Genomic DNA, 24,051 nt, shown 5'->3' with positions numbered 1-24,051 from the left:
CCGTGCCGGTCTTTTCGCGGGCACGCCCGCTCCCACAGGAATCACCACAGGCCTTGAGGGCTGCGCTGTACCTGTAGGAGCGGGTTCACCCGCGAATAGACCGGCACAATCAGCACAAGGCTGTCAGACCGGCTTGGCCCCCATCAGCCCGGCAATGGACAGGAAGCAAACCCCACTGAATACCGCCAGCGCCAGGGTAAACCGCAACCCTACCACCTCGGCCTTGCGCAGCCGGTTCAGCCGCACCAGCAGCCACCACACGGCAAACGCGCCAAATGTATAGATGACACTGGATGCCAACACCCAGGTCTGCCCCAGTGGCCAGCCCACCAGGTGTACCAGCCACCAGCCGGTGAACGGCATGCTCACCAGGCACAGGCCCATCACCAGCCAGACGAACACCAACGGCCGGCGTAGCAGCTTGGCGTAGGCTTCGGCATCGCCCTGGCGGCGGGCGCGCCAGGTCCAGATCGCCAGGCCCAGGGCGCCCAGAAGCAGCAGCGCGGTGGCGATGATGTGCAGGGTCTTGAGCGTGGTCAGGTGTTCCATGTCTCGGTCGTCCTTAAACGGGCATTTTGCGGTCGCTTCTTCGCGGGCTTACCCGCTCCTGCCAAGGTATCTCAGGCCTTGAGGCCTGCGCGTACCTGTGGGAGCGGGCAAGCCCGCGAACGGGCCATCAGCCCTAGCTTAGCCGCTCAGCCCAGGAACAGTTTGTAGGCCGGGTTTTCGGTCTCGTCCCAGTACGGGTAACCGATCTTGGCCAGCGCTGCCGGCACCAGGTGACGTTCGTCCTCCGGCACCTGCAGACCCGCCACCACGCGCCCATCAGCCGCGCCATGGTTGCGGTAGTGGAACATCGAGATGTTCCAGCGCCCGCCCAGCTTGTTGAGGAAGTTGAACAGCGCCCCCGGCCGCTCGGGGAATTCGAAGCGCAGCACCATTTCGTCGCTGGCACCGGCCGAGTGGCCGCCGACCATATGACGAATATGCAGCTTGGCCAGTTCGTTGTCGGTCAGATCGGTAACCGGGAAGCCCTGCTCGGTCAGTTGCTGCACCAGCGCTGCGCGGGGGTCGTTTTCCGGGTGGGTCTGCACCCCAACGAAGATATGCGCTTCGTCAGAGGTGTGCTTGCGGTAGTTGAACTCGGTGATCTGACGCTTGCCGATAGCCTCGCAGAAGGCCTTGAAGCTACCCGGGCGCTCAGGGATGGTCACGGCGATGATCGCCTCGCGCTTCTCACCCAGCTCGGCACGCTCGGCCACATGGCGCAGGCGATCGAAATTGACGTTGGCACCGGAGTCGATGGCCACCAGGGTCTGGCCGCTGACGCCGTATAGCTCGACGTACTTCTTGATGCCCGCCACACCCAGCGCGCCAGCAGGCTCGGTGATCGAGCGGGTATCGTCGTAGATATCCTTGATTGCTGCACAGATTTCATCGGTACTGACAGTGACGACCTCGTCCACATGGTGGCGGCAAATATCGAAGGTGTGCTGGCCAATCTGCGCCACCGCCACGCCATCGGCGAACAGCCCGACCTGCGGCAGCACCACGCGCTCACCGGCAGCCATGGCCGCCTGCAGGCAATTGGAATCGTCCGGCTCGACACCGATTACCTTGATTTCCGGGCGCAGGTACTTCACGTAGGCAGCAATGCCAGCGATCAGGCCGCCACCGCCCACCGGCACGAAGATCGCATCCAGCTGGCCAGGGTGTTGGCGCAGGATTTCCATGGCGACGGTGCCCTGCCCGGCGATGGTGTGCGGATCGTCGTAAGGGTGAACGTAGACGAAGCCCTTTTCATCGACCAGTTTCAACGAATAGGCCAGCGCTTCAGGGAACGAATCGCCATGCAGCACCACCTTGCCACCGCGCGAGCGCACGCCTTCGACCTTGATCTCCGGAGTAGTCTTGGGCATCACGATGGTGGCCTTGATGCCCATTTCGCGCGCGGCCAGGGCCAGGCCTTGGGCGTGGTTGCCGGCCGAGGCGGTGACCACGCCACGGGCCAGTTCTTCCGGGCTCAGCTGGGCCAGTTTGTTATAGGCGCCGCGGATCTTGAACGAGAATACTGGCTGCAGGTCTTCGCGCTTGAGCAGAATCTGGTTGCCCAGGCGCTTGCTCAGCTGCCCGGCACTCTGCAACGGGGTTTCGACGGCAACGTCATAGACGCGCGAGGTGAGGATCTTCTTGACGTACTGTTCGAGCATCGGGAAAGCATCACTGGGCCGCGGGACGAGGGCTGGGAGTCTACCCCAGCGCTACGTCGGGCGACCACAGCAAAGCCGTGCGAGCCGTTATACTAGGCAACTTTGAAACCGCCCTGCCCCTTCCGGAGCCCGCATGACCCAGGACCAACTCAAACAGGCCGTCGCCCAGGCCGCTGTCGACTTCATTCTGCCCAAGCTGGATGAAAAGAGCGTCGTAGGCGTCGGTACCGGTTCGACCGCCAACTTCTTCATCGATGCCCTGGCTCAGCACAAGACCGCGTTCGACGGCGCAGTCGCCAGCTCCGAAGCCACTGCCCAGCGCCTGAAGGGCCATGGCATCCCGGTCTACGAACTGAACAGCGTCAGCGAGCTTGAGTTTTACGTGGACGGTGCTGACGAGAGCGACGCACACCTGCACCTGATCAAGGGCGGCGGCGCAGCCCTGACCCGCGAAAAGATCGTCGCGGCCGTGGCCAAGACCTTCATCTGCATCGCCGACGGCAGCAAGCTGGTGCCGGTACTGGGGGCCTTCCCGCTGCCGGTCGAAGTAATCCCCATGGCCCGCAGCCACGTGGCACGTCAGCTGGTGAAGCTGGGTGGTGACCCGGTGTACCGTGAAGGCGTGGTCACCGACAACGGCAACGTGATCCTGGATGTGTACAACCTGCAGATCACCAACCCGGTGGAGCTGGAAGCACAGATCAACGCCATTGTCGGCGTGGTCACCAACGGCCTGTTCGCGGCGCGGCCGGCGGATCTGCTGCTGCTGGGTACCGCTGAGGGCGTGAAGAGCCTCAAGGCCGAGTAAAACCCTTCGCGGGTAAACCCGCTCCTACAAGGTACCCCACCGGCCTGGAACCGTGGCGATCCCTGTAGGAGCGGGTTTACCCGCGAACAGGCCCTGATAGGCGATCAATCAGTCGGCTGCTTGAACACATAGAACAGGTTGGGCTCACTGACCAGGTAAATGGTCCCCGCTTCGTCCATCGCAATCCCCTCGGCCTGCGGCACCGTCGCCTGCAACCCCTGGAAGCCCTTGCGCAACGACAAGGTACTCAGCGGCTGGCCCTGTACATCCAGCTCCAGCACCAACCGCGACTCGTCCGACAATGCCAGCAAATGCCCGCTGCGTTCATCGAACTGCAAACTCGACAAATCCCGCACAAACAACCGTGAATCGCGCTTGCGGTCCTGCACCACATGCACGGCGTAGGGCTTTTCCGGATTGTCATGCGGGAAGCCATGCACCTCATAGATCAGCATCGGGTCACGCTCCTTCGCCACGAACAGGCGCTTGCCCGCCGAATCGTAGGCAAGGCCCTCGAAGCCTTTGTTGCCATTGAGGCCAATACCCAATGTCAGCTGTTCGGCATCACCGGCATCGAGAAACATCGTGTCGTCTTCCAGCCGTACGCGAATCAGCCGTTGCTGACGCTCGTCGGTGATCACATAGCTGTTAGGCCCAACGTACTCCACAGCCTCCGGGTCGCCGAAGCCAGTCAGCGGCACACGCCGCAGGATACGGCCATCCAGCGACAGCTCGATCAGCTCCGAACGGGCGTTGGTGACCGTGAAGAGGGTTTTGCGGTCGGGGTCGTAGGTCAGCGCCGAAATGTCATCATCCAGCCCTTCGATCGGCTGCGCCTCCAGCACCACCCGGTAGCGATCCAGACCAATGCTGCGCTCCACAGGCTGCCACCAGGTCTTCAGATTGAACCAGCCACGCTCGAACAGGCGAAACTCCTGCCCTGCCCAGCCAAGCAGGAGCAGACCAAGGGCAGCCAGAACAAGAAACAGGCGAACAAAACGACGCATAGGGACAGACTCGACACAGGGGTGGCGAATCTAATCATGAATGGCTGAAGCAAAGCTTAATGCAAGCGTCAGGCAATTCTGATGATGTTGTCAGTTCTTTTTGAATCGATAGAAAAGCGCCGGCTCGCTGACCATGTACAAGGTGCCCTTGTCGTCCATGGCCACCCCTTCAGCCCGCGGAATGGTGCCTTCAAGCCCGTTGAAGCCGCCCAGCAGCGTCATGAAGCTGACTTGCTGGCCCTGCTCGTCCAGCTCCAGCAGCATGTTGGAGTCGGCAGAAAGCACCAGCAGGTGGCCAGTACGCGGGTCGACACCCAGCGCAGACAGGTTGCGCAAGTCGAGCTCATCGCTAGGCAACGGCTGCTTCTCACCCTTGAGCGGGCTGCGGCCATCGGTGTTCCAGGTGTACAGCTTGGGCGGGCGCTCCTCACCAATGATCAGGCGCTGGCGCAGCGGGTCCCAGGCGATGGCCTCGAAGCCCTTGTTGCTCTTGGCCGAAGGGCCCAGGTCATGGCTCGGGAAGTCATCGTGATTCAGCGCGGTGGTCTGCGCGTTCACCTTGACCACGGTCAGGTCATGCAGGCGCTCGTCGGTGATGGCCAGGTTGCCGTCTTCCAGCACCGCGATGCCTTCGGGGTTGTTCCAGCCGTTGAGCGGGATCTTGCGCAGTACATCGCCCTCCAGGCTCAGCTCGACCAGGATCGGGTTCTTGCCCATGACCGCAAACAGGGTGCGGGTTTGCGGGTTGAAGGCAACGTCCGAGGCTTCGTCATCCTCCATGCCTGGCAACGGCTTGGCGTCGATGTCCACCTGGTAATCCGGCAGCCACACGCTTTCGCTGCGCTCGGCGGTGCTTTCGAAGCCTTCTTTTACCCACAGTGCACCGCGGTCATCCCAGTGCATGGCCACGGCCACGCCATAGCCGATCACCGCCGCCACGGCCAGGCCGAAGGGCCAGCGCAGGTAGAAACGACGCTTGGGGGTTACCGGGGCGCTGGAGGAAGACGGCATGCGGTGATCCTGGGGAAATGGGCGTAGGTACGCGCATTATCCGGATTGGGTGTGAAAAATCGGTAAACAGTGCCTGCCTCTTCGCGGACATGCCCGCTCCCAAGGTGCTGCAATCCCTGTAGGAGCGGGTTTACCCGCGAAGAAGGCGACGCGGTTTCGAGTTAAAGCACCCGGCTTTCGAAGCGGCTCACACCCGGCAGTTCCAGCACCAACTCGTCACCGACATTGAACGGCCCAACACCCGCCGGGGTACCGGTGAGGATTACATCCCCCGCCTGTAGCGAGAAATGCGCTGCCATGTACTGGATCATCGGCACGATCGGGTTCAGCATCATCGCGCTGCTACCCTCCTGGCGCACTTCGCCGTTCACGGTCAGGCGCACCGGGATGTCTGTCACGTCCTCAAAGCTGGCGGCCGAAACGAACGGTGGCAGCACGCAAGCGCCGTCAAAGCACTTGGCCAGCTCCCAAGGCAGGCCCTTTTCCTTCAGTTTGGCCTGCACGTCGCGCAGGGTCAGGTCCAGCGCCGGTGCGTAACCGGAAATGGCGTCCAGCACCTCTTCCTCGCTCGGGTGGGTCGACAGCGGCTTGCCCAGCAGCACGGCAATTTCAACTTCATAGTGCACCGACCCACGCTCGGCCGGGATCTTGAAGCCACCTTCGGCCGGCACCACGCAGCTGCCTGGCTTGATGAACAGCAGCGGCTCGGTGGGGATCGGGTTGTCCAGTTCCTTGGCGTGCTCGGCATAGTTACGGCCGATGCACACCACCTTGCCCAGCGGGAAGTGAATGCGCGTGCCGTCTACGTACTGGTGCTGGTAACTCATGGCCGACTCCTTCTGGATACTGCTTTTTATTCAGGTGCGAAGATCTTACCCGGATTCATGATGCCGTTAGGGTCGAACACGGCCTTTATTGCCTTCATGCAGGCGATTTCTTCGGGGGAGCGGCTGTAGCCCAGGTAGTCACGCTTGGTCATGCCCACGCCATGCTCGGCAGAAATCGACCCGTTGTAACGCTCGACGATCTCGAACACCCACTTGTTGACCTTGGCACACGAAGCGAAGAAGTCGTCCTTGCTCATATGCTCAGGCTTGAGGATGTTCAGGTGCAGGTTGCCGTCACCAATATGGCCGTACCACACCACTTCATAGTCCGGGTAATGCGCTGAGACAATGGCATCGATATCGCGCAGGAACGCAGGCACTTTCGAGACGGTGACGGAAATATCGTTCTTGTACGGTGTCCAGTGCGAGATGGTTTCAGACAGGTACTCGCGCAGCTTCCACAGGTTTCTCAGCTGGCTTTCGCTCTGGCTCATCACCCCATCCAGCACCCAACCCTGCTCGACGCAGTGCTCGAAGGTAGCCAATGCTTCATTGGCAACCTCTTCAGTGCTGGCCTCGAACTCCAGCAGCGCATAGAACGGGCAATCCGTCGCGAAGGGCGCAGGCACATCGCCGCGGGCGAGGATCTTGGCCAACCCCTTGTCGGAGAAGAACTCGAAAGCGGTCAGGTCCAGCTTGCCCTGGAAGGCGTGCAGCACCGGCATGATAGCGTCGAAGTCCGGTGTGCCCAGCACCATGGCGGTGAGGTTGCGCGGTGCGCGGTCCAGGCGCATGGTGGCCTCGACCACGAAGCCCAGCGTACCCTCGGCACCAATGAACAGCTGGCGCAGGTCGTAGCCGGTGGCGTTCTTGATCAGGTCTTTGTTCAGCTCCAGCAACTCGCCCTTGCCGGTGACCACTTTCAGCCCGGCCACCCAGTTGCGGGTCATACCGTAACGAATCACCTTGATCCCGCCGGCATTGGTGCCGATATTGCCGCCAATCTGGCTGGAACCGCTGGAAGCGAAGTCCACCGGGTAATAGAGACCTTGCTCTTCGGCGTAGGTTTGCAACTGGCGGGTGACGACCCCTGGCTGGCAAACCACAGTACGGTCGAAAGCATTGAAGCCAAGGATCTGGTTCATGTAGTCGAAGGCGACGACAACCTCGCCATTGGCCGCCACGGCGCCGGCAGAAAGCCCGGTGCGCCCGCCAGAGGGCACCAGCGCCACCTTGTGCGCATTGGCCCAGTGCACAATGGCTTGCACCTGTTCTATCGTTTTGGGAAAGACGATGGCGCTGGGCGCTGGCGGGTAATGCTTGGTCCAGTCCTTGCCATACGCTTCGAGGGAAACCGGGTCAGTCAGGACCTTGCCAGGGTCGACAAGGGTCATCAGTTCTTCAATAACAGCGGGGTGGGTCATCGCTGGAACTCTCGACTTATTCATGGTCACCCTGAGCACTCTTCACCTGTCGGGATAAGCTCAGATTGTGTCGCGTATGCTAGCATAGCCCTCCCGCTGTTCATGCTAAGGCTGCCCTCGCGCCTGGCATCACCCCTCGCCAATTTATCTCCGGGATACAGGTTTACGCAGATGAGCAAGACTTCTCTCGACAAGAGCAAGATCCGGTTCCTTCTTCTTGAAGGTGTGCACCAGAACGCGGTCGATACTCTCAAGGCCGCCGGCTACACCAACATCGAATACCTCACTGGTTCGTTGCCGGAAGCCGAGCTGAAGGAAAAGATCGCTGACGCCCACTTCATCGGCATCCGTTCGCGTACCCAGCTCACTGAAGAGATCTTCGACTGCGCCAAGAAACTGGTCGCTGTTGGCTGCTTCTGCATCGGTACCAACCAGGTTGACCTGGAAGCTGCCCGCGCGCGCGGTATCGCCGTGTTCAACGCACCGTACTCCAACACCCGTTCGGTGGCCGAGCTGGTGCTGGCCGAAGCCATCCTGCTGCTGCGCGGCATCCCTGAGAAGAACGCCTCCTGCCACCGTGGTGGCTGGATCAAGAGCGCGGCTAACTCGTTTGAAATCCGCGGCAAGAAACTGGGCATCGTCGGCTACGGCTCGATTGGTACCCAGCTTTCGGTACTGGCTGAGAACATGGGCATGCAGGTGTACTTCTTCGACCCGCTGACCAAGCTGCCACTGGGCAACGCCGTGCAGGTCACCAGCCTGAACGAGCTGCTGGGCCTGGCTGACATCGTCTCGCTGCACGTGCCTGAGCTGCCCTCCACCCAGTGGATGATCGGCGAGAAGGAAATCCGCTCGATGAAGAAGGGCGCGATCCTGATCAACGCCGCCCGTGGCACCGTGGTCGAACTGGACCACCTGGCCGCTGCCATCAAGGACAAGCACCTGATCGGCGCCGCCATCGACGTGTTCCCGGTCGAGCCACGCTCCAACGACGAAGAGTTCGAAAGCCCGCTGCGCGGCCTCGACAACGTGATCCTGACGCCGCACATTGGTGGTTCCACCGCCGAAGCCCAGGCCAACATCGGTCTGGAAGTGGCCGAGAAGCTGGTCAAGTACAGCGACAACGGTACCTCGGTGTCCTCGGTCAACTTCCCGGAAGTGGCCCTGCCGGCTCACCCAGGCAAGCACCGCCTGCTGCACATCCACGAAAACATCCCGGGCGTGCTCAGCGAGATCAACAAGGTCTTCGCCGAGAACGGTATCAACATCTCCGGTCAGTTCCTGCAGACCAACGAGAAAGTCGGTTACGTGGTAATCGACGTTGACGCCGAGTACTCGGACCTTGCGCAAGAGAAACTGCAACAGGTCAAGGGCACCATCCGTTCCCGCGTCCTGTTCTAAGTCTCGGTGCAGCATGAAAAAGGGAGGCCCTGAAGGCCTCCCTTTTTTTATTTCACTTCAACCGTGATCTTCTTCGACTCGACGCTAGGCTTGAACGGCACATGATACTGGTCACCCAGAATCAGTTGCAGGGTGTGCTTGCCCGGGGTCAGGGTAATGCTGGTTTCGGTCTGTGCCTTGCCAAAGTGCAGCACTTGCGGCCCCTTCGGCAGTGCGACGCCGGCCTCTGGCATCAGGCTGGTCGGCAGTGGCATGTCAGCCACCGGCTCTTTGTCGACATCCACCAGCAGATGGTGGTGCCCGGTGTGCGGGGTTTGGTCACCCGCAGGCTTGAGGCCCATACCCTCGATACCGAACTTGACGGTGAAGGTTTTGTCGACCGTGGCACCATCGGCGGGGGAAACGATGAAGACCTTCGCCTCCTTGGGCGGCTCCTGGCTCTTCAGGGCGTCTGCGGCACTGGCGAACACCGACGCTCCCATCAGCAGACCGGCAACGGCAGCACGCGAAAATAGGCTGTTCATTCACTTCTCCTGTGATTCACTTATTGACCGCAGCCTGTCATCCAAACGCGGCGGTAGTTCACCTTAGTTGAAATATGCGCCAAGGTGTTCACATTGCCTGGCAGAAATATTTCAGTCAGGGTTAAACAATGCCGAGGCTTGAAGGTCATAGGCTGCGCTCGATCACGGCGAGGAAGAAAGCCGTGGCGATCGATTTCAAACTGCTAAAAGAAAAGGGGCATACATGCGTTCGACCATAGGGGTACTGCTGGCAGTACTGATCAGTCCATTGGCTCAGGCAGAGCTGATCGACGAAATCGCCGACCGGGGCGAACTGCGCATTGCCGTACAGGCCGAGAACTCGCCATACGCCTTCAAACAAGACGACCACCTGACAGGTTTCGACATCGAATTTGGCCAGGCCCTGGCCAAGGAACTGGACTTGCGCGCCGAGTTCGTCGAAGCCCCGTCTGCCGAAGTGCTGGCGGGTGTCGAGAGTGGCAAGTACGACATCGCGTTCGCCCCGTCGAGTGAATCGCTCACAGGCGACGGCCCGCTCGATGTGAGCCTGCCGATTGGCGAGAAGAAGCTGGTGATCCCGTTTCAGAAGGACAACCCGGCTTTTGAAAGCGCCGTAAACAATGCGTTGCAGCGCTTGAAAGACAATGGCCGGACTGCCGAGCTTGAGCAGAAGTGGTTCAAGGGTGTGCAGGAGACTGCAGCCGGGCAGTGAGGTCTTCTTTGCAACCTGTAGCCGCGAATACGTTCGCGGCGGCAATGGTGAACGGCGGGTGGAGATTGGCCAGCAGGGCCGGCCTCTTCGCGGGTGAACCCGCTCCTACACGACGGGCTGTGTCCAACCCCCGATGGGTGTCCACCACCGTGGTAGGAGCGGGTTCACCCGCGAAAGGGCCGGCACAGGTTCAAACAGATCTATCAGCCAAAGCCCGCCGCGCCTGGTCCAGCTCCAGCTCGCTGAACACCTGCACGCCCGCCCGCCGCAGCAGCGCCGTGGTTATCCCTTCCCCCGCCACTTTCACACCCCTGAAGGTGCCATCATAGGTCAACCGGTTGCCACACGAAGGGCTGCCAGACTTCAGCACCGCTACACGAATGCCATGCCGCCGTACCAGCTCCAGCGCCAACTGCGCACCCGCCAGAAACGCGGCACTGACATCTTCACCCGTCACCGTCAGCACCTGCGCGTCGCCATCGAGCACTGCGCTGCCCTGCCCTCCCGGGATCTCTGCTGGCGGCCGCGGTGTCGGCAAGCCGCCGGCTACCTCCGGGCACAACGGCACCACGCGCCCTTCGGCCTGCCACTGCTGCAACAAATCGGGATGACCGCTTGCCCGGCCGTCATAGCGTACTGGCTGCCCCAAAAGGCAGGCGCTCACCAGCACCTTGGGCCTCTCAGAACGGGTCATTGCCACGCCGCCTGAACCAGCCGGTCAATGACAGCCGCTCACGCCCGGCCGGCAGGACTTCGTGAGGCACTTCGCCCGACAGGAATACCACCAGGCAACCGGCCACTGGCTCGACATCGTGCTCGACACCGTCGGCCAGGAACATACGCAACTGGCCACCGTCATGCGATTGCCAGCCTTCATTGAGGTAAAGCACCGCCGAGACCATGCGACGGTCATCGTCGCGGAAGCGGTCCAGGTGCCGGCGATAGAACGCCCCCGGTGGGTACAGGGCAAAGTGGCATTCAAAGTCTTCCAGGCCCAGGAAAAGGCCTTGGTTGATTGCCAGGCGCAGCTGATCCATCGCCGCCAGGTACAGGTCGCAGGCCTCGGCCTGCCCCGGGTCGATCCACTGGATCTGGTCACCGCGAATGGCTTCGCGCACCTCCTGGGTAGCACCCCGCCCAACCCCTGCGGGGTTCAGTTCGCCTTCGGCATCACGGCGACGGCACTCGGCCGCCAGCGCGCGCACCAGGTCGGCAGGCAGAAAGTGCGCCTGCTGGGACCAGCCATGGGTGGCCAGATCGTCGACGACGGCCGCAAGCATCGGGTGTTCAGGGGATATGTGCATGGCGCGCATCATATCCATTCGCCCTGTCGCCGCACAGCGCCACTTGGCCGAGAAACACGCGGGTATCTCGACAAACCGGCGCCGGGCCAAGGACAATAGCCACCTGCCGACAGGAGTCCTGAATGCGCCGTCTGTTTTCCCTGATTCTGCTGATGATCTGCACCATGCCTGTCTGGGCAGACAACCTGGATCAACTGTACAAGGCCGCCGGCTGGCCCGACCAGCGCGCCCACTTCAACGATGCCCTGACCGCTGCCCAGGAGCGCTACCGCAACAGTTTGCCACCCGCCGTTTACCAGGCGCTGGTCAACAACAGCAACCAGCGCTTCCAGGCCCAGGCGGTGGACCGTCGCGCCCAGGCAAAGCTGCGCGCCACCCTGGCCAACCCGGCACCGGCCCTGGCCTTCTTCCAGTCACCGCTAGGGCGCAAAGTGGTGGCGGCCGAGCTCAAGGCCACCCGCAAGGACGAACTGGCCAAGAACGCCAAAGGCCTGCCCAAGATCCAGGCCAGCGACGATCGTCTGCTGGTCATCGGCCACCTGGCCCAAGCCCTGCCTGCGCGTGAAGCCGGCGCCGAAGTCAGCCTTGCCATCGCCGGTGTAGCCGCCGACAGCCTCAGCTCGATGATCCCCGGCCTGTTCGGCGGCGGCCAGGCCCAAAGCCTGCTGGATGGCCAGCGCCAGCGGTTGATGGGGCAGATTGGCGAAGACCTGAACAACACCCTGCTGTACGTCTACCGCGACCTGTCCGATGCCGAGCTGGAAGCGTTCGCCACCTTTGCCGAGTCGCCAGAGGGCAAGGCTTACTACCAGGCGGCCCTGGCCGCTGTACGCGCCGCCCTGGCGGTTGGTCAAAGCACCAACGACCTGAAGTGATCAGCCCAGGCGCTGGTCGATGAAGTCGAAGTAGCGCTGGCGGATGCCCGGCAACTCGTTGGCCAGGTGGTGACGGGCCTCGGGCAGCATCAGGATCTGTGGCTCGGCAAACTTGGCCTTGAGCACTTCGAGGTTGTAGGGCCAGTCCACCGTGCCATCTGCCTCCCCCTGCACGATCAATGGCCGACGCGCACTGCGCGGCGCGGCCTCGATGCGTTTGACCCAGGCGATCAGTGCGCCCACCCAGGCCGTTGGCAGGCGACGCGGTTGCAGCGGGTCGGCCTCCAGGAACGGCAGGAAGGCCGGGTCGTTGGTGTTCTCACTGAAGCGCCGTTCGATGCCATTGACGAAGTGGCGCAGCACGCAATAACTGAACTTCGACCAGCGCCAGGAACATGGCCGCACCAGCGGGGCCAGCAGGATGACCTGGCCATCGACGGGGCTGCGTGCGCCCTGGTGCAGCAGATGGTCCACGGCAATCGCCCCCCCCGTGCTCTGCCCACAAAGGTGCCACGGGTGCGGCAGTTGCAGCGTGTGCGCCTGTTCGAACAAGGCCTCCAGCACCTGCTGGTACACCGCGAAGTCAGTGATGCTGGCCCGCTCGCCGCTGGACAGGCCGTGGCCGGGCAGGTCGCAACTGATCACCGCAAAACCTTGCTTGAGTGCCCACGCAATCACATGCTGGTAGAGGCCCATGTGGTCGTAATAGCCGTGCAGCAGGAACAACGTCGCGCTGGGCTGCTCGGGTAGCCAGGCCTGCCCGACCAGGTCGAACCCCGCCGCCTGGAAGCCGCCCAGCCAGCTGTGTGCCGGCAGGTCCAGGCCATAGAAGCGCTGGTAGTCCTGCGCTTGTGCCGACAGTGGCTGGCGAGTGGTGAACGGCGCCAGGCTGGTGCGCAGGCAGTCGGGGTGAAAGGCAGGGGGCATCGGGTACATCCACATTGATGCAAGTATTGATCTGGAATCTTCAGCTCTGGCCGGCGCCATGGCAAGCTTGCTCACCTCCAACAACCAGCACCGAACTAATTGTGGGAGCGGCCTTGTGTCGCGAACGGGCCGCAAAGCGGCCCCAGCGATCTATGCATGATGCCGAGATCCTGGGGCCGCTGCGCGGCCCTTTCGCGACGCAAGGCCGCTCCCACAGGGATCGGCGCCAGCTTTTAGAAATTGAGCAAGACAGTTGCTCCCACAAGGGCCACCGACTCTTCATGAATAGCCGAATCATCAAACCGCTGTGCACGGTCATCGCCTTGTTGGTCGGCGCCGTAATTCTCTGGCAGGCCTACAGCGCCTTTCAGGCCCGCTACCTGCGCCCGTTCGACAACCAGGCCACGCTGTTCGACGGCAGCCAGTTACAGCTACCTGCCGAGCTGGCCGGTGCTGGCCCGATCCGTGTCGTGCATTTCTGGGACCCGGCCTGCCCATGCAACGTTGGCAACCAACAGCACCTGGGCGACCTTATCAGCCAGTTCGCTGGCCACGACGTTACCTTCCATGTGCTGCAAAAGCCCGGCAGCCACGGCCAGCTACCGGCCAATATCGGTAGCTTGCAACCCATCACCCACCTGCCCGGCAGCGAGCACCTGCCTGCGTCCCCGGCCGTGGCCATCTGGGACCGGCAAGGCCGCCTGGCTTATTTTGGCCCCTACAGCGAAGGTGCCGTGTGCAACGCCAGCAACAGCTTCATCGAGCCAATCCTCAAGGCTTTGCTCGACGGCCGCCAGGTCAACGCCTCCAATACCCTGGCGGTAGGCTGCTACTGCCCTTGGTCGGGCTGACGGACCCTCGCCGGGTTACCCACCACCGTCGCGCCCGCGGGCACATCCCGGGTCACCACACTGCCGGCGCCGACGATAGCGTTATCACCGATGGTCACCCCCGGCAGGATGATCGCCGCACCGCCGATCCACACGTTGTCGCCGATGGTCACCGTCCGCCCACTCTCCAGCCCGCTGCGCCGCACTTCAGGATCGAGCGGATGGTCGGCGGTGTAGATCTGCACGTTGGGGCCGATCTGACAGTCGTCGCCGATACGCACCGGCACCACGTCGAGGATCACGCAGTTGAAGTTCATGAACGTATTACGGCCAACGCTGATGTTGTAGCCGTAATCGCAATAGAACGGCGGGCGAATCACCGCGCCTTCGCCAACCTGGCCAAAATGCGCCACAAGCAGCCCGTGGCGTGCGTCGTTGAGCAGTTCGACACTGTTGTTGTAGCGGTGCATCCAGTGTTTGTTGGCGATCTGCTCGGCCTGCAGTTCAGGGCAGCCAGCGTGGTAGAGCTGGCCGGTGAGCATTTTGTGTTTTTCGCTGAGGGACATGGAAACTCCTTCCTGGGGCTATGCTCTGTTCGCGAATCCGCCGATGATCGGACCACATTTTTCGTTTGAATGCACAAGGAGTCTGAATGAAGCGCAGCCTGACCCTGCTGGCGGTGGTAGTCACCGTTTCCGCTGGCGCCGCCGGTTACTGGTACGTGCAGGGGAAGCTGCCGCAGCGCGAGGGCGAGGTCGCCATTACCGGCCTGCAAGCGCCGGTCAGCGTGCGCTACGACGCCCGCGGCGTGCCACACCTGCAAGCACAGAGCGAGCCGGACCTTTACCGTGCACTGGGCTACGTGCATGCCCAGGACCGGCTGTTCCAGATGGAGATCCTGCGCCGCCTGGCCCGTGGCGAACTGGCTGAGGTGCTCGGCGACAAGCTGCTGCCCACCGACACCCTGTTCCGCAGCCTGCGCATACGCGAGCAGGCCGCGCTGATGGCCAAGCGGCAGGATCCGCAGGCGCCGGCATGGAAGGCCCTGCAAGCCTACCTCGAGGGGGTCAACAGTTGGCAGGCCAGCCACCCCAAGCCCACGGAATTCGACCTGCTCGGCATCACCCCGCGCCCGTTCACCGCCGAGGACACGCTGAGCATCGCCGGCTACCTGGCCTACAGTTTTGCCGCCGCGTTCCGCACCGAGCCAGCGCTGACCTACATCCGCGACCAGCTGGGGCCTGACTACCTGAAAATATTCGACCTTGGCTGGCAACCCGAGGGCGCATTGGGCACGCCACTGGCCGCTGCCGACTGGCAAAGCCTGGAAGCACTTGCGCGCTTAAGCAATGACGCACTGGGCGACGCCGGCATCCCGCAGTTCGAAGGCAGCAACGCCTGGGCGGTCGCGGGTAGCCGCACTCGCAGTGGCAAACCTTTGCTGGCTGGCGACCCGCACATCAGCTTCGCCGTACCTGCGGTGTGGTACGAGGCCGAGCTGTCAGCGCCCGGTTTCAATCTCTACGGCTATTTCCAGGCTCTCAACCCGTTCGCTCTGCTCGGCCACAACCGTGATTTTGGCTGGAGCCTGACCATGTTCCAGAACGATGACGTCGACCTGATCGCAGAAAAGACCAACCCTGCCAACGCTGACCAGGTCATGGTCGATGGCCAGTGGCGAACACTGGAAAAGACCGAGCAGCAGATTGCAATCAAAGGCGAGCAACCGGTCACCATCAACCTGCGCCGCTCACCCCACGGGCCAATCGTCAACGAAGTCCTCGGCGCCACGGCAGGGGCCACGCCGATTGCCATGTGGTGGGCGTTCCTCGAAACCGAGAACCCGATCCTCGAAGGCTTCTACCAGCTCAATCGCGCCGACACCCTGGGCAAGATGCGCGAAGCGGCTGCCAAGGTGCAGGCGCCGGGGCTGAACTTCGTCTGGGCCAATGCCCGTGGCGATATCGGCTGGTGGGCAGCGGCAAAACTGCCGATTCGCCCGGACGCTGTGAACCCGGCGTTCATCCTCGACGGCGCCAGCAGCCAGGCCGACAAACCCGGCTTTTACCCCTTCAGCGTCAACCCGCAACAGGAGAATCCGGCCAGCGGTTATATCGTCTCGGCCAACTACCAGCCACCCGCCGTGGTGCCGATACCCGGCTACTACAACCTCGCCGACCGCGGCCGCCAGCTCGATCGCCAGCTGGCCAACCCGGAGGTGAAATGGGACATGCAGAACAGCCAGGCGCTGCAACTCGATACGGCCAGCGATTACGGCCCGCGCACCTTGGCACCGCTGCTAGCGACGTTGCGTCAGATCGCCCAGGGTGACGAGGAAAAGGAACTGGTCGAGCAGTTGGCTGCCTGGCGCGGCGACTATCCACTGGACTCAACCAGTGCCACGCTGTTCAACCAGTTCCTCTACGCGCTGGCCTATGCCGCGTTGCATGACGAATTGGGCGATACCTGGTTCCCGGTGCTGATCAGCACCCGTGCCATCGATGCCGCGCTGCCGCGTCTTGCCGCCGATGCCGAGTCGCCCTGGTGGAACACCCGCGGCGCCAACCAGCGCACTGACCGCAGCTCGATCGTGCGCGAAGCCTGGCAGAAGAGCCTTGGCCACTTGCGCGACACCCTCGGCAAGGACCCAGCCAGCTGGCAGTGGGGCAAGGCCCATACCCTGACCCACAACCATCCGCTGGGGGTGAAAAAGCCGCTGAACCTGCTGTTCAACGTTGGGCCGTTTGCCGCACCGGGTACTCATGAAGTACCGAACAACCTTTCGGCGAAGATCGGCCCGGCGCCATGGCCGGTGACGTACGGGCCGTCGACGCGGCGGCTGATCGACTTTGCCGATGCCGGGCAGGCGCTGACCAGCAACCCGGTTGGGCAGAGTGGCGTGCCGTTTGACCGCCATTACGCGGACCAGGCCGAAGGGTATGTGCAGGGGCAGTATCAGAAGGCACAGATGGGGGTAATACCGGCGCAGAGTACCTTGCGATTGGTGCCAGGGCCGTAAGGGGCTGCCTTGCTCAAGGCCCAAAAGTTTGCGCGAGCACTGTGGGGATTTAGCCGCGAAACCGGCGCAGCCGGTGCCATGCACCGCGTTGGATTTTTCGCGGGTAAACCCGCTCCACAGGGATCGCGCCAGCTTTCAGAGATCCCAGCAATGAAAACGCCGACACAAAGGTGTCGGCGTTGGGTCATGCAAGGTGAAGCAAGCGCATCAGAACGCCGGCAGCACCGCACCCTGGTACTTCTTGGCAATGAATTCCTTCACTTCAGGGCTGGTCAGGACCTTGGCCAGTTTCTGGATGGCTTCGCTGTCCTTGTTGTCCGGGCGGGCAACCAGGAAGTTCACGTACGGCGAGTCGGCACCTTCGATCACCAGCGCGTCCTTGGCCGGGTTCAGGCCGGCTTCCAGGGCGTAGTTGGTGTTAATCATGTCCAGGTCGACCTGGTCCAGCACACGCGGCAGCATGGCCGATTCAAGCTCGCGGAACTTCAGCTTCTTCGGGTTCTCGGCAATGTCCTTTGGCGTGGCCAGGGCGTTTTTCGGGTCTTTCAGAGTGATCAGGCCAGCCTTCTGCAGCAGGATCAGGGCGCGGCCGCTGTTGCTGCCTTCGTTAGGGATGGCAACGGTGGCGCCCTCCTTCAGCTCGGACAGGTTCTTGATCTTCTTCGAGTAACCACCGAACGGCTCGACGTGCACACCGATCACGGTTTCCAGGTGGGTGCCCTTGCCTTCGTTGAAGCTCTTCAAGTACGGCAGGGTCTGGAAGTAGTTGGCATCCAGACGCTTCTGGTCCACCTGCACGTTCGGCTGTACGTAATCGGTGAAGACCTTGATCTGAAGGTCCACGCCTTCTTTTGCCAGGGTCGGCTTGATCAGTTCGAGAATTTCGGCGTGCGGTACCGGGGTAGCGGCAACCACCAGTTTCTCGGCAGCAGCGGCCAGGCCGGAAAACGACAGGGCAGCAGCCAGGGCAGTGGTCAGCAGGGTCTTCTTCATGGTGGTCCTTGTTCTGAATCTGGGCCATCGACGATGGCAAATCGGGTGCCCAACCGGTTCACCAGTGGGCGTGAGGCGGACGATACCCAAATTTTTTATTCCGCAACAATATCTTTTACTTAGCTGCTTATTCCAAAAACACAATACCATCAGCCTCTTTACCCATGAGCGATGTCTAACGCGAGGGGTCAGGCAGTTCGAGATCCTCTGGCAGGATCTCTTCGCCGTCATTGACCAGCAAGGCAAAGTGGATGACGTTCTCCAGTTCGCGGGTATTGCCCGGCCAGAAATGCGCCTCCAGCACCCGCTGCGCCGCCTCGCTCACCAAGGGCAGTGGCCGTTGCAGGCGCACGCTGTAGATGCCCACGAAGTACTCGGCCAGCGGCAGGATATCGCCCGGCCGCTCGCGCAGCGGCGGCAGCTCCAGCGCGCCCTCGCGCAGATACTGGTACAGGCGCTCGTTGAAGCGCCCTGCACGTACTACACGGGCCAGGTCGATGCTGGTGGCGGCTACCAGGCGCACATCCACCGGCTGTGGCTGCTGCGCGCCCACCCGAGTGACCTCGCGGTTTTCCAGGGCCGCCAGCAGCTTGCCCTGGATGGCCAACGGCAAGTCGGCAATCTCGTCCAGGTACAAGGTGCCGCCGCTGGCCGAACCGAACCAGCCGGCGCGGCTGCTGGCCGTACCGCCATGGGTGCCCGCGCTATAGCCAAACAGCTCGGCATCGGCGTAGGTGGGGCTGATGGCCGCGCAGTTGACCGACACGAACAACCCTCCACGGTCGCTGGTACGGTGAATCTGCCGGGCCAGCAGCTCCTTGCCGGTGCCGGTTTCGCCACGGATCAGCACTGGCAAAGGTTGTAGCGCCAGGCGCTCAAGGTCCTCGCGCAGCTGCTGCGAGCGCGGGTCGATGAACACCAGCGCCTTGGCACGAATGCTCAGCGGGCTCTTGTCCAGCTCGGGGAAGGTCAGTAGCGGCTGGCCGAACGGGTTTTGAAACGTCATGACGAACTCCCGCCCCAGGCCCGTAATGGCCAGGCGTCAGGCAAAGGGTGAACAGTAAGGGCGATCAGGCGCGGCGCAGTGCACGCTGCTCGATCCGGCTCTGCAAGCGATACAGGTAGGCGAAGCCTTGTTCCCAGCGCTCATGACCGGACTTGACGTTGATGTGCCCGGCATTGCTCAGCAAACCCGCTTCGGCGCCCCATGCCTGGGCCAGGTACAGCGCCCGTGGCACGTTCACGGCCGGGTCGTTGTCCGAGCTGACGACCTGGCTAGGGAACGGCAGCACCTCGGTAGGGATCGGCGCAAAGTTGCGCAGCACGGGTGCGCACGTGGGCCGTTCGACATCTGCCGGCGCCACCAGCAGTGCACCACGCACCTGCCGCAGCAAGGCTGGGCTTGCCTGCGCTGCCCAATGGGCGACAGTGATGCAACCAAGACTGTGGGCAATCAGGATCACCGGCGAGCGCTCGGCGGCAATCGCCTGCTCCAGCGCGTGCACCCAGTCCTGCCGCTGCGGGGTGAGCCAGTCTTGCTGTTCAACCCGTGCACTGTTGGGCAGGGTGCGCTGCCAGTGACTCTGCCAATGGTTGTCTGGCGATCCTTGCCAACCCGGCACAATCAGGTAGCGAATCGACTCATTGCGCATGGGGACGCCTCCAGTAAGTTTGCGTGCTTGGAGACAAGTATAGGGAGGGCGAAATATTCGTAAAGGAATAAGAAGATATTTATTAATACCCATAGGGCATAACAAGTGCGCTACCGCCACTCGCTTGTAAAAGGCTGTAAAGCTGCCCTGTCAAACGTTCAGGCAAGAAAAACCCGGGACCATGCCCGGGCTCTCTTTTCCTTGTGCGACTCAGATATCCGCCACCTTCTGCCATACCTTCGGCCGGAAGAACAACGTCTCTCCCCGCGCCAGCCCGGTCAGGCTGTCATGGTCTTTCACCACCTCGGCCTCGATCAGCTCGCTCTGCCCTTCCACCTTCAAGGTCACCCGCGTGGTCGCGCCCAACGGCCGAATGTCGCGCACCTCGGCCGCATGGTGCCCTTCGGTCTCATGCCGCGACAGCGACACCTCGTGCGGGCGAAACAGCACGTGATGCCCTTCGCTCAAGGCCAGGCGGTTGGAGTCACCGAGGAAGTGGTAGACGAAATCGTTGGCCGGCTGATCGTACACCTCACCCGGCGAGCCGATCTGCTCGATCACGCCCTTGTTCATGACCACGATGCGGTCGGCTACTTCCATGGCTTCTTCCTGGTCGTGGGTAACGAACACCGACGTCAGGTTGATATCCTCGTGCAGCCGCGCCAGCCAGCGCCGCAGCTCTTTTCGCACCTTGGCATCCAACGCACCGAATGGCTCGTCCAGCAGCAGCACCTTCGGCTCCACCGCCAGGGCACGGGCCAGGGCGATACGCTGACGCTGGCCACCGGAAAGCTGCTCGGGGTAGCGGTCGGACAGCCAGTCCAGTTGCACCATGTTCAGCAGCTCATGCACCTTCTCGGCAATCTTGCTCTCGCTTGGGCGCTCGCCCTTGGGCTTCATGCGCAGGCCGAACGCAACGTTGTCGAACACGCTCATGTGGCGGAACAGCGCGTAGTGCTGGAACACGAACCCGACGTTACGGTCACGCACGTCATGGCCGGAAACGTCCTCGCCATGGAAAACGATATTGCCCTGGTCCGGGGTTTCCAGGCCGGCAATGATGCGCAGCAGGGTGGTCTTGCCACAGCCGGACGGGCCGAGCAGAGCCACCAGCTCGCCGCTGTTGATGTCCAGGTTGATTGCGTTCAGGGCCTGGAAGCTGTTGAAGCGCTTGCTGACGTTACGAACTTCGATCGACATGAATCATTCCTCCGCGGCGCTATGGCGCAGGCGGTTAATACGGTTCTCGCTCCACTGCTTGAGCAGCAGGATGAAGAGCGCCAGGATCAGCAACAGGCTGGCCACGCTGAAGGCTGCGACGTGGTTGTACTCGTTGTAGAGAATCTCCACATGCAGCGGCAAGGTGTTGGTCACGCCACGGATGTGGCCCGACACCACCGACACCGCACCGAACTCGCCCATGGCCCGCGCGGTACACAGCACCACGCCGTAGATCAGCCCCCATTTGATGTTCGGCAGGGTCACGTGCCAGAACATCTGCAAGCCGTTGGCACCGAGCAGCCGTGCAGCCTCCTCCTCCTGCGTGCCTTGCTCCTGCATCAGCGGGATCAGCTCACGGGCCACGAACGGTACGGTAACGAAAATGGTCGCCAGGACAATGCCCGGCAGGGCGAACACGATCTGGATATCGTGGTCCTGCAGCCACGGACCGAACAGGCCTTGCGCGCCGAACATCAGCACGTAGACCAGGCCGGCGATCACGGGTGACACCGAGAACGGCAGGTCGATCAGGGTGACCAGGATGCTCTTGCCACGGAAGGTGTACTTGCTCACGCACCAGGCAGCGCTTACGCCAAATACCAGGTTCAGCGGCACCGAGATAACCACGGCGAGCAGGGTCAGCTTCAGCGCCGACAACGCATCGGGTTCGAAGATCGCCTCGAAGAAGGTGCCAAAACCGTTCTTCAGTGCCTGCGATACCACGATCACCAGCGGCAGCAGCAGGAACAGGGCGAACACCAGCCAGCCAAGGCCGATCAGGATACGCCGTGACGTGGCGCTGCCACGGCGGGCGGCGTTGGCTGCGGCACTTGCACTCAGGGATGAACTGGACATGCCGGCCTCCTTCAAGGGGTTTCGATGCGGCGCTGCAGCAGGTTGATCAGCAGCAGCAGGATGAAGGAAACCACCAGCATCAACACGCCGATGGCGGTCGCGCCGGTGTAGTCGTACTGGTCGAGCTTGACCATGATCAGCAGCGGCAGGATCTCGGTCTTCATCGGCATGTTGCCAGCAATGAAGATCACCGAACCATACTCGCCCACCCCACGGGCGAAGGCCAGGGCAAAGCCGGTGAGCCATGCCGGCAGCAGGGCCGGCGCCAGGATGTGGCGGAACACCTGCAATGGCTTGGCCCCCAGGCAGGCTGCGGCCTCTTCCACTTCACGCGGGATGTCGGCCAGTACCGGCTGCACCGTGCGCACCACGAACGGCAGGGTCACGAAGGTCAGTGCCAGGGTGATGCCCAGCGGGGTGTAGGCGATCTTGAAGCCCAGGTCGGTAGCGAACTGGCCGACCCAGCCCTGCGGCGCGTACAGGGCTGTCAGGGCGATACCGGCAACCGCGGTGGGCAAGGCGAACGGCAGGTCGATCATCGCATCGATGATCTTGCGCCCAGGGAAGGTGTAACGCACCAGCACCCAAGCCAGCAGGGTACCGATCACACCGTTGATGATGGCGGCGAACAGGGCGGTGCCGAAGCTCAGCTTGAGCGCAGCGATCACCCGCGGCGCACTGATGATGGTCCAGAACTGCTCGAAGGTCAGCTGCGAGGCATGGATGAACATGGCCGCCAGCGGTATCAGCACGATCAGGCTGAGGTACACCAAGGTGTAGCCCAGCGTCAGCCCGAAGCCGGGTATGACGGGGGAGATGCGACGCGACATAAATATCCCTGGTTGAACGCACTCAGCCCGGAAACAATCCCGGGCCGGTGCAAGCTTTTGTATCCTGGGCTGCTTGGCAGCCCATTCGCGACACAAGGCCGCTCCCACAGGGGACTATGGTTCCTTGTGGGGGAGGCCTTGTGCCGCGAATGGGCCGTAACGCGGCCCCGATTTCCTTTGGCCCTTACTGTGCCTGATAGATCTGGTCGAACACACCGCCATCATTGAAGAATTTCGGTTGTGCAGTCTTCCACCCACCAAAGTCCTTGTCGATGGTCACCAGGTCCAGTTTCGGGAACTGCTTGCCGAACTCCGCAGCGACTTTCTCGTCACGCGGGCGGTAGAAGTTCTCGGCGGCAATCTTCTGCCCGGCCGGGCTGTACAGGTGCTTGAGGTATTCGGTGGCGATCTCGGTATTGCCCTTCTTCTCGGCGTTCTTGTCGACCACGGCCACAGGCGGCTCGGCCAGGATCGACAGCGACGGCACGACGATGTCGAACTTGTCGGCCCCCCCGTCTTCCTTCAGGGCCAGGAAGGCCTCGTTTTCCCAGGCCAGCAACACGTCGCCCTGGCCATTGTTGACGAAGGTGATGGTCGAACCACGGGCGCCGGTATCCAGCACCGGTACATGCTTGAACAGCTCCTGCACATAGGCCTTGGCCTTCTCTTCGCTACCGCCGGCCTTCAGGCCGTACGCCCATGCTGCGAGGAAGTTCCAGCGCGCACCGCCGGAGGTTTTCGGGTTCGGGGTGATGACCGACACGTCCTTCTTGATCAGGTCGCCCCAGTCCTTGATGCCTTTCGGGTTGCCCTTGCGCACCAGGAACACGATGGTCGAGGTGTACGGAGTGCTGGCGTCAGGCAGGCGGGTCTGCCAGTTCTCGGGCAGTGTCTTGCCAAGCTTGGCCACTTCGTCGATGTCACCGGCCAGGGCCAGGGTCACCACGTCAGCGCGCAGGCCGTCGATCACCGCACGGGCCTGCTTGCCCGACCCTCCATGGGATTGCTGGATTTTCACCTTGTCACCGGGATGGGCCTGTTGCCAGTGTTTGATGAACTCAGCGTTGTACTGCTGGTACAGCTCACGGGTCGGGTCGTAGGACACGTTGAGCAGTTCGTAGTCCTTGGCGATGGCGGAACCGGCAAAAACAGCACTGGCCAGGGCGGCGAGCGCATAACGGCGGATGGACATGGTGAAGCTCCCGATTGGCATTTTTCTAGTTTTGGATGTTGTGGCGCCGATCAGCCGGGCTTGTTGCCGGGCTGTTGCAGGCGGAACTTCTCCTTGCGCTCGATCTGTACGACCTGAGCGTTGTGCACGGTGATCTCCACCGCACCGAAACGCAGGTCGCGCAAGGCGCTCTGGATTTCACGCAAGATGGTGGCTTCGTCCTGACCGTCGATGCTACGCAGAGATGCACTCATGCTCGTTCTCCTTGGAGTGAGGGCGCCGGGCAGAGGTTTGAAGGGGATTTGCGCCTGGCTTGAGGGCAATAGTAGTGAGGCGGGATTATTCTTAAAAATACTGTTTAAGAATTCTTATATAACCATTTAAAAGCACACGCCCCTTGTAGGAGCGGGTTTACCCGCGAATACGGTGGTCGATGAACCATCGCATTCG

25 protein-coding genes are annotated in these 24,051 nt (G+C 62.1%); 6 read left to right on the top strand and 19 right to left on the bottom strand.

Translation table 11 applies throughout. The features are described 5' to 3' along the window. Positions 1-123: 123 nt before the first annotated feature. Both AC3WLP_RS24510 and ilvA read right to left on the bottom strand, forming a co-directional pair. Positions 124-549, bottom strand: a complete 426-nt coding sequence (locus tag AC3WLP_RS24510) for a DUF2269 domain-containing protein (protein WP_012054018.1) — start codon at positions 547-549, stop codon at positions 124-126. A 146-nt stretch (positions 550-695) separates the two neighbouring features. Next, positions 696-2,210 (bottom strand): threonine ammonia-lyase, biosynthetic, encoded by a 1,515-nt coding sequence (gene ilvA / locus AC3WLP_RS24505; protein WP_003249006.1) that lies wholly within the window; start codon positions 2,208-2,210, stop codon positions 696-698. Positions 2,211-2,343: 133 nt separating this feature from the next. Here ilvA and rpiA point away from each other — a divergent pair, with 133 nt between their 5' ends. Further along, on the top strand, positions 2,344-3,018 hold the full coding sequence (rpiA, locus tag AC3WLP_RS24500; protein WP_003249004.1) for a ribose-5-phosphate isomerase RpiA: 675 nt from the start codon (positions 2,344-2,346) through the stop codon (positions 3,016-3,018). 104 nt (positions 3,019-3,122) lie between these two features. Here rpiA and AC3WLP_RS24495 read toward each other — a convergent pair whose 3' ends face one another. The 4 genes from AC3WLP_RS24495 to AC3WLP_RS24480 all read right to left on the bottom strand — a co-directional run bounded on the left by AC3WLP_RS24495 (position 3,123) and on the right by AC3WLP_RS24480 (position 7,287). Then, on the bottom strand, positions 3,123-4,025 hold the full coding sequence (locus AC3WLP_RS24495; RefSeq protein ID WP_014754759.1) for an SdiA-regulated domain-containing protein: 903 nt from the start codon (positions 4,023-4,025) through the stop codon (positions 3,123-3,125). Between the two features lie 90 nt (positions 4,026-4,115). After that, positions 4,116-5,036 carry an SdiA-regulated domain-containing protein gene (locus tag AC3WLP_RS24490; RefSeq protein WP_088512589.1) on the bottom strand — a complete coding sequence of 307 codons (921 nt, stop codon included), beginning with the start codon at positions 5,034-5,036 and terminating at the stop codon, positions 4,116-4,118. Between the two features lie 161 nt (positions 5,037-5,197). Next, positions 5,198-5,863 carry a fumarylacetoacetate hydrolase family protein gene (locus AC3WLP_RS24485; RefSeq protein WP_003248999.1) on the bottom strand — a complete coding sequence of 222 codons (666 nt, stop codon included), beginning with the start codon at positions 5,861-5,863 and terminating at the stop codon, positions 5,198-5,200. A 26-nt stretch (positions 5,864-5,889) separates the two neighbouring features. Next, positions 5,890-7,287: an FAD-binding oxidoreductase gene (locus AC3WLP_RS24480; RefSeq protein ID WP_003248997.1), complete on the bottom strand. Its 1,398-nt coding sequence runs from the start codon at positions 7,285-7,287 to the stop codon at positions 5,890-5,892. Positions 7,288-7,458: 171 nt separating this feature from the next. On the opposite strand from AC3WLP_RS24480, the gene serA reads away from it, so the two are divergent. After that, entirely contained in the window at positions 7,459-8,688 is a 1,230-nt protein-coding gene (gene serA, locus AC3WLP_RS24475; protein ID WP_003248995.1) for a phosphoglycerate dehydrogenase, read from the top strand. Positions 8,689-8,735: 47 nt separating this feature from the next. Here the strand turns inward: serA and AC3WLP_RS24470 are convergent, their stop codons facing one another. Further along, positions 8,736-9,212: a DUF4399 domain-containing protein gene (locus AC3WLP_RS24470; RefSeq protein ID WP_010955687.1), complete on the bottom strand. Its 477-nt coding sequence runs from the start codon at positions 9,210-9,212 to the stop codon at positions 8,736-8,738. A gap of 223 nt (positions 9,213-9,435) precedes the next feature. Between AC3WLP_RS24470 and AC3WLP_RS24465 the strand changes: the two genes are divergently transcribed. Continuing rightward, the gene (locus AC3WLP_RS24465) at positions 9,436-9,924 is read left to right on the top strand and encodes a transporter substrate-binding domain-containing protein (protein ID WP_088512590.1); all 489 of its coding nucleotides are present in this window, start codon (positions 9,436-9,438) and stop codon (positions 9,922-9,924) included. Between the two features lie 190 nt (positions 9,925-10,114). Here the strand turns inward: AC3WLP_RS24465 and AC3WLP_RS24460 are convergent, their stop codons facing one another. Together AC3WLP_RS24460 and AC3WLP_RS24455 are read right to left on the bottom strand one after the other, a co-directional pair. After that, positions 10,115-10,618 (bottom strand): 2-thiouracil desulfurase family protein, encoded by a 504-nt coding sequence (locus AC3WLP_RS24460; RefSeq protein WP_088512591.1) that lies wholly within the window; start codon positions 10,616-10,618, stop codon positions 10,115-10,117. After that, the gene (locus tag AC3WLP_RS24455; RefSeq protein ID WP_029611798.1) at positions 10,605-11,237 is read right to left on the bottom strand and encodes a 2OG-Fe(II) oxygenase; all 633 of its coding nucleotides are present in this window, start codon (positions 11,235-11,237) and stop codon (positions 10,605-10,607) included. The genes AC3WLP_RS24460 and AC3WLP_RS24455 overlap by 14 nt, the downstream gene beginning before the upstream one ends. A gap of 113 nt (positions 11,238-11,350) precedes the next feature. Between AC3WLP_RS24455 and AC3WLP_RS24450 the strand changes: the two genes are divergently transcribed. After that, entirely contained in the window at positions 11,351-12,103 is a 753-nt protein-coding gene (locus AC3WLP_RS24450) for a DUF2059 domain-containing protein (protein ID WP_012054028.1), read from the top strand. Here the strand turns inward: AC3WLP_RS24450 and bipL are convergent, their stop codons facing one another. Next, positions 12,104-13,030: a phospholipase BipL gene (bipL, locus tag AC3WLP_RS24445; RefSeq protein ID WP_017148016.1), complete on the bottom strand. Its 927-nt coding sequence runs from the start codon at positions 13,028-13,030 to the stop codon at positions 12,104-12,106. Positions 13,031-13,311: 281 nt separating this feature from the next. Here bipL and AC3WLP_RS24440 point away from each other — a divergent pair, with 281 nt between their 5' ends. Beyond that, the gene (locus AC3WLP_RS24440; protein WP_010955693.1) at positions 13,312-13,881 is read left to right on the top strand and encodes a DUF6436 domain-containing protein; all 570 of its coding nucleotides are present in this window, start codon (positions 13,312-13,314) and stop codon (positions 13,879-13,881) included. Here the strand turns inward: AC3WLP_RS24440 and AC3WLP_RS24435 are convergent. Next, entirely contained in the window at positions 13,860-14,426 is a 567-nt protein-coding gene (locus tag AC3WLP_RS24435) for a sugar O-acetyltransferase (RefSeq protein WP_014754768.1), read from the bottom strand. The two genes, AC3WLP_RS24440 and AC3WLP_RS24435, sit on opposite strands and share 22 nt — an antisense overlap. Positions 14,427-14,512: 86 nt before the next feature. Between AC3WLP_RS24435 and AC3WLP_RS24430 the strand changes: the two genes are divergently transcribed. Then, complete coding sequence (locus AC3WLP_RS24430) at positions 14,513-16,879, top strand: penicillin acylase family protein (protein ID WP_088512592.1); 2,367 nt, start codon at positions 14,513-14,515, stop codon at positions 16,877-16,879. A gap of 207 nt (positions 16,880-17,086) precedes the next feature. On the opposite strand, the gene AC3WLP_RS24425 is transcribed toward AC3WLP_RS24430, so the two are convergent. The 8 genes from AC3WLP_RS24425 to oscA all read right to left on the bottom strand — a co-directional run bounded on the left by AC3WLP_RS24425 (position 17,087) and on the right by oscA (position 23,855). After that, positions 17,087-17,872 (bottom strand): MetQ/NlpA family ABC transporter substrate-binding protein, encoded by a 786-nt coding sequence (locus AC3WLP_RS24425; protein ID WP_014754771.1) that lies wholly within the window; start codon positions 17,870-17,872, stop codon positions 17,087-17,089. 175 nt (positions 17,873-18,047) lie between these two features. Next, positions 18,048-18,878 (bottom strand): sigma 54-interacting transcriptional regulator, encoded by an 831-nt coding sequence (locus tag AC3WLP_RS24420; protein ID WP_012054033.1) that lies wholly within the window; start codon positions 18,876-18,878, stop codon positions 18,048-18,050. A 64-nt stretch (positions 18,879-18,942) separates the two neighbouring features. Then, complete coding sequence (locus tag AC3WLP_RS24415; RefSeq protein ID WP_010955697.1) at positions 18,943-19,524, bottom strand: alpha/beta hydrolase; 582 nt, start codon at positions 19,522-19,524, stop codon at positions 18,943-18,945. Between the two features lie 210 nt (positions 19,525-19,734). Next, positions 19,735-20,724: a sulfate/molybdate ABC transporter ATP-binding protein gene (locus tag AC3WLP_RS24410; RefSeq protein ID WP_003248965.1), complete on the bottom strand. Its 990-nt coding sequence runs from the start codon at positions 20,722-20,724 to the stop codon at positions 19,735-19,737. Positions 20,725-20,727: 3 nt separating this feature from the next. Then, complete coding sequence (gene cysW / locus AC3WLP_RS24405; protein ID WP_012054036.1) at positions 20,728-21,600, bottom strand: sulfate ABC transporter permease subunit CysW; 873 nt, start codon at positions 21,598-21,600, stop codon at positions 20,728-20,730. An 11-nt stretch (positions 21,601-21,611) separates the two neighbouring features. After that, on the bottom strand, positions 21,612-22,430 hold the full coding sequence (gene cysT / locus AC3WLP_RS24400; protein ID WP_003248961.1) for a sulfate ABC transporter permease subunit CysT: 819 nt from the start codon (positions 22,428-22,430) through the stop codon (positions 21,612-21,614). Between the two features lie 184 nt (positions 22,431-22,614). After that, the gene (locus AC3WLP_RS24395) at positions 22,615-23,622 is read right to left on the bottom strand and encodes a sulfate ABC transporter substrate-binding protein (RefSeq protein ID WP_003248959.1); all 1,008 of its coding nucleotides are present in this window, start codon (positions 23,620-23,622) and stop codon (positions 22,615-22,617) included. A 50-nt stretch (positions 23,623-23,672) separates the two neighbouring features. Beyond that, entirely contained in the window at positions 23,673-23,855 is a 183-nt protein-coding gene (gene oscA / locus AC3WLP_RS24390) for a sulfur starvation response protein OscA (protein WP_003248957.1), read from the bottom strand. Positions 23,856-24,051: the final 196 nt, after the last annotated feature.

It is taken from the genome of Pseudomonas sp. FW305-E2, assembly GCF_058782925.1.
This window is presented reverse-complemented; position numbering and strand designations above follow the sequence as displayed.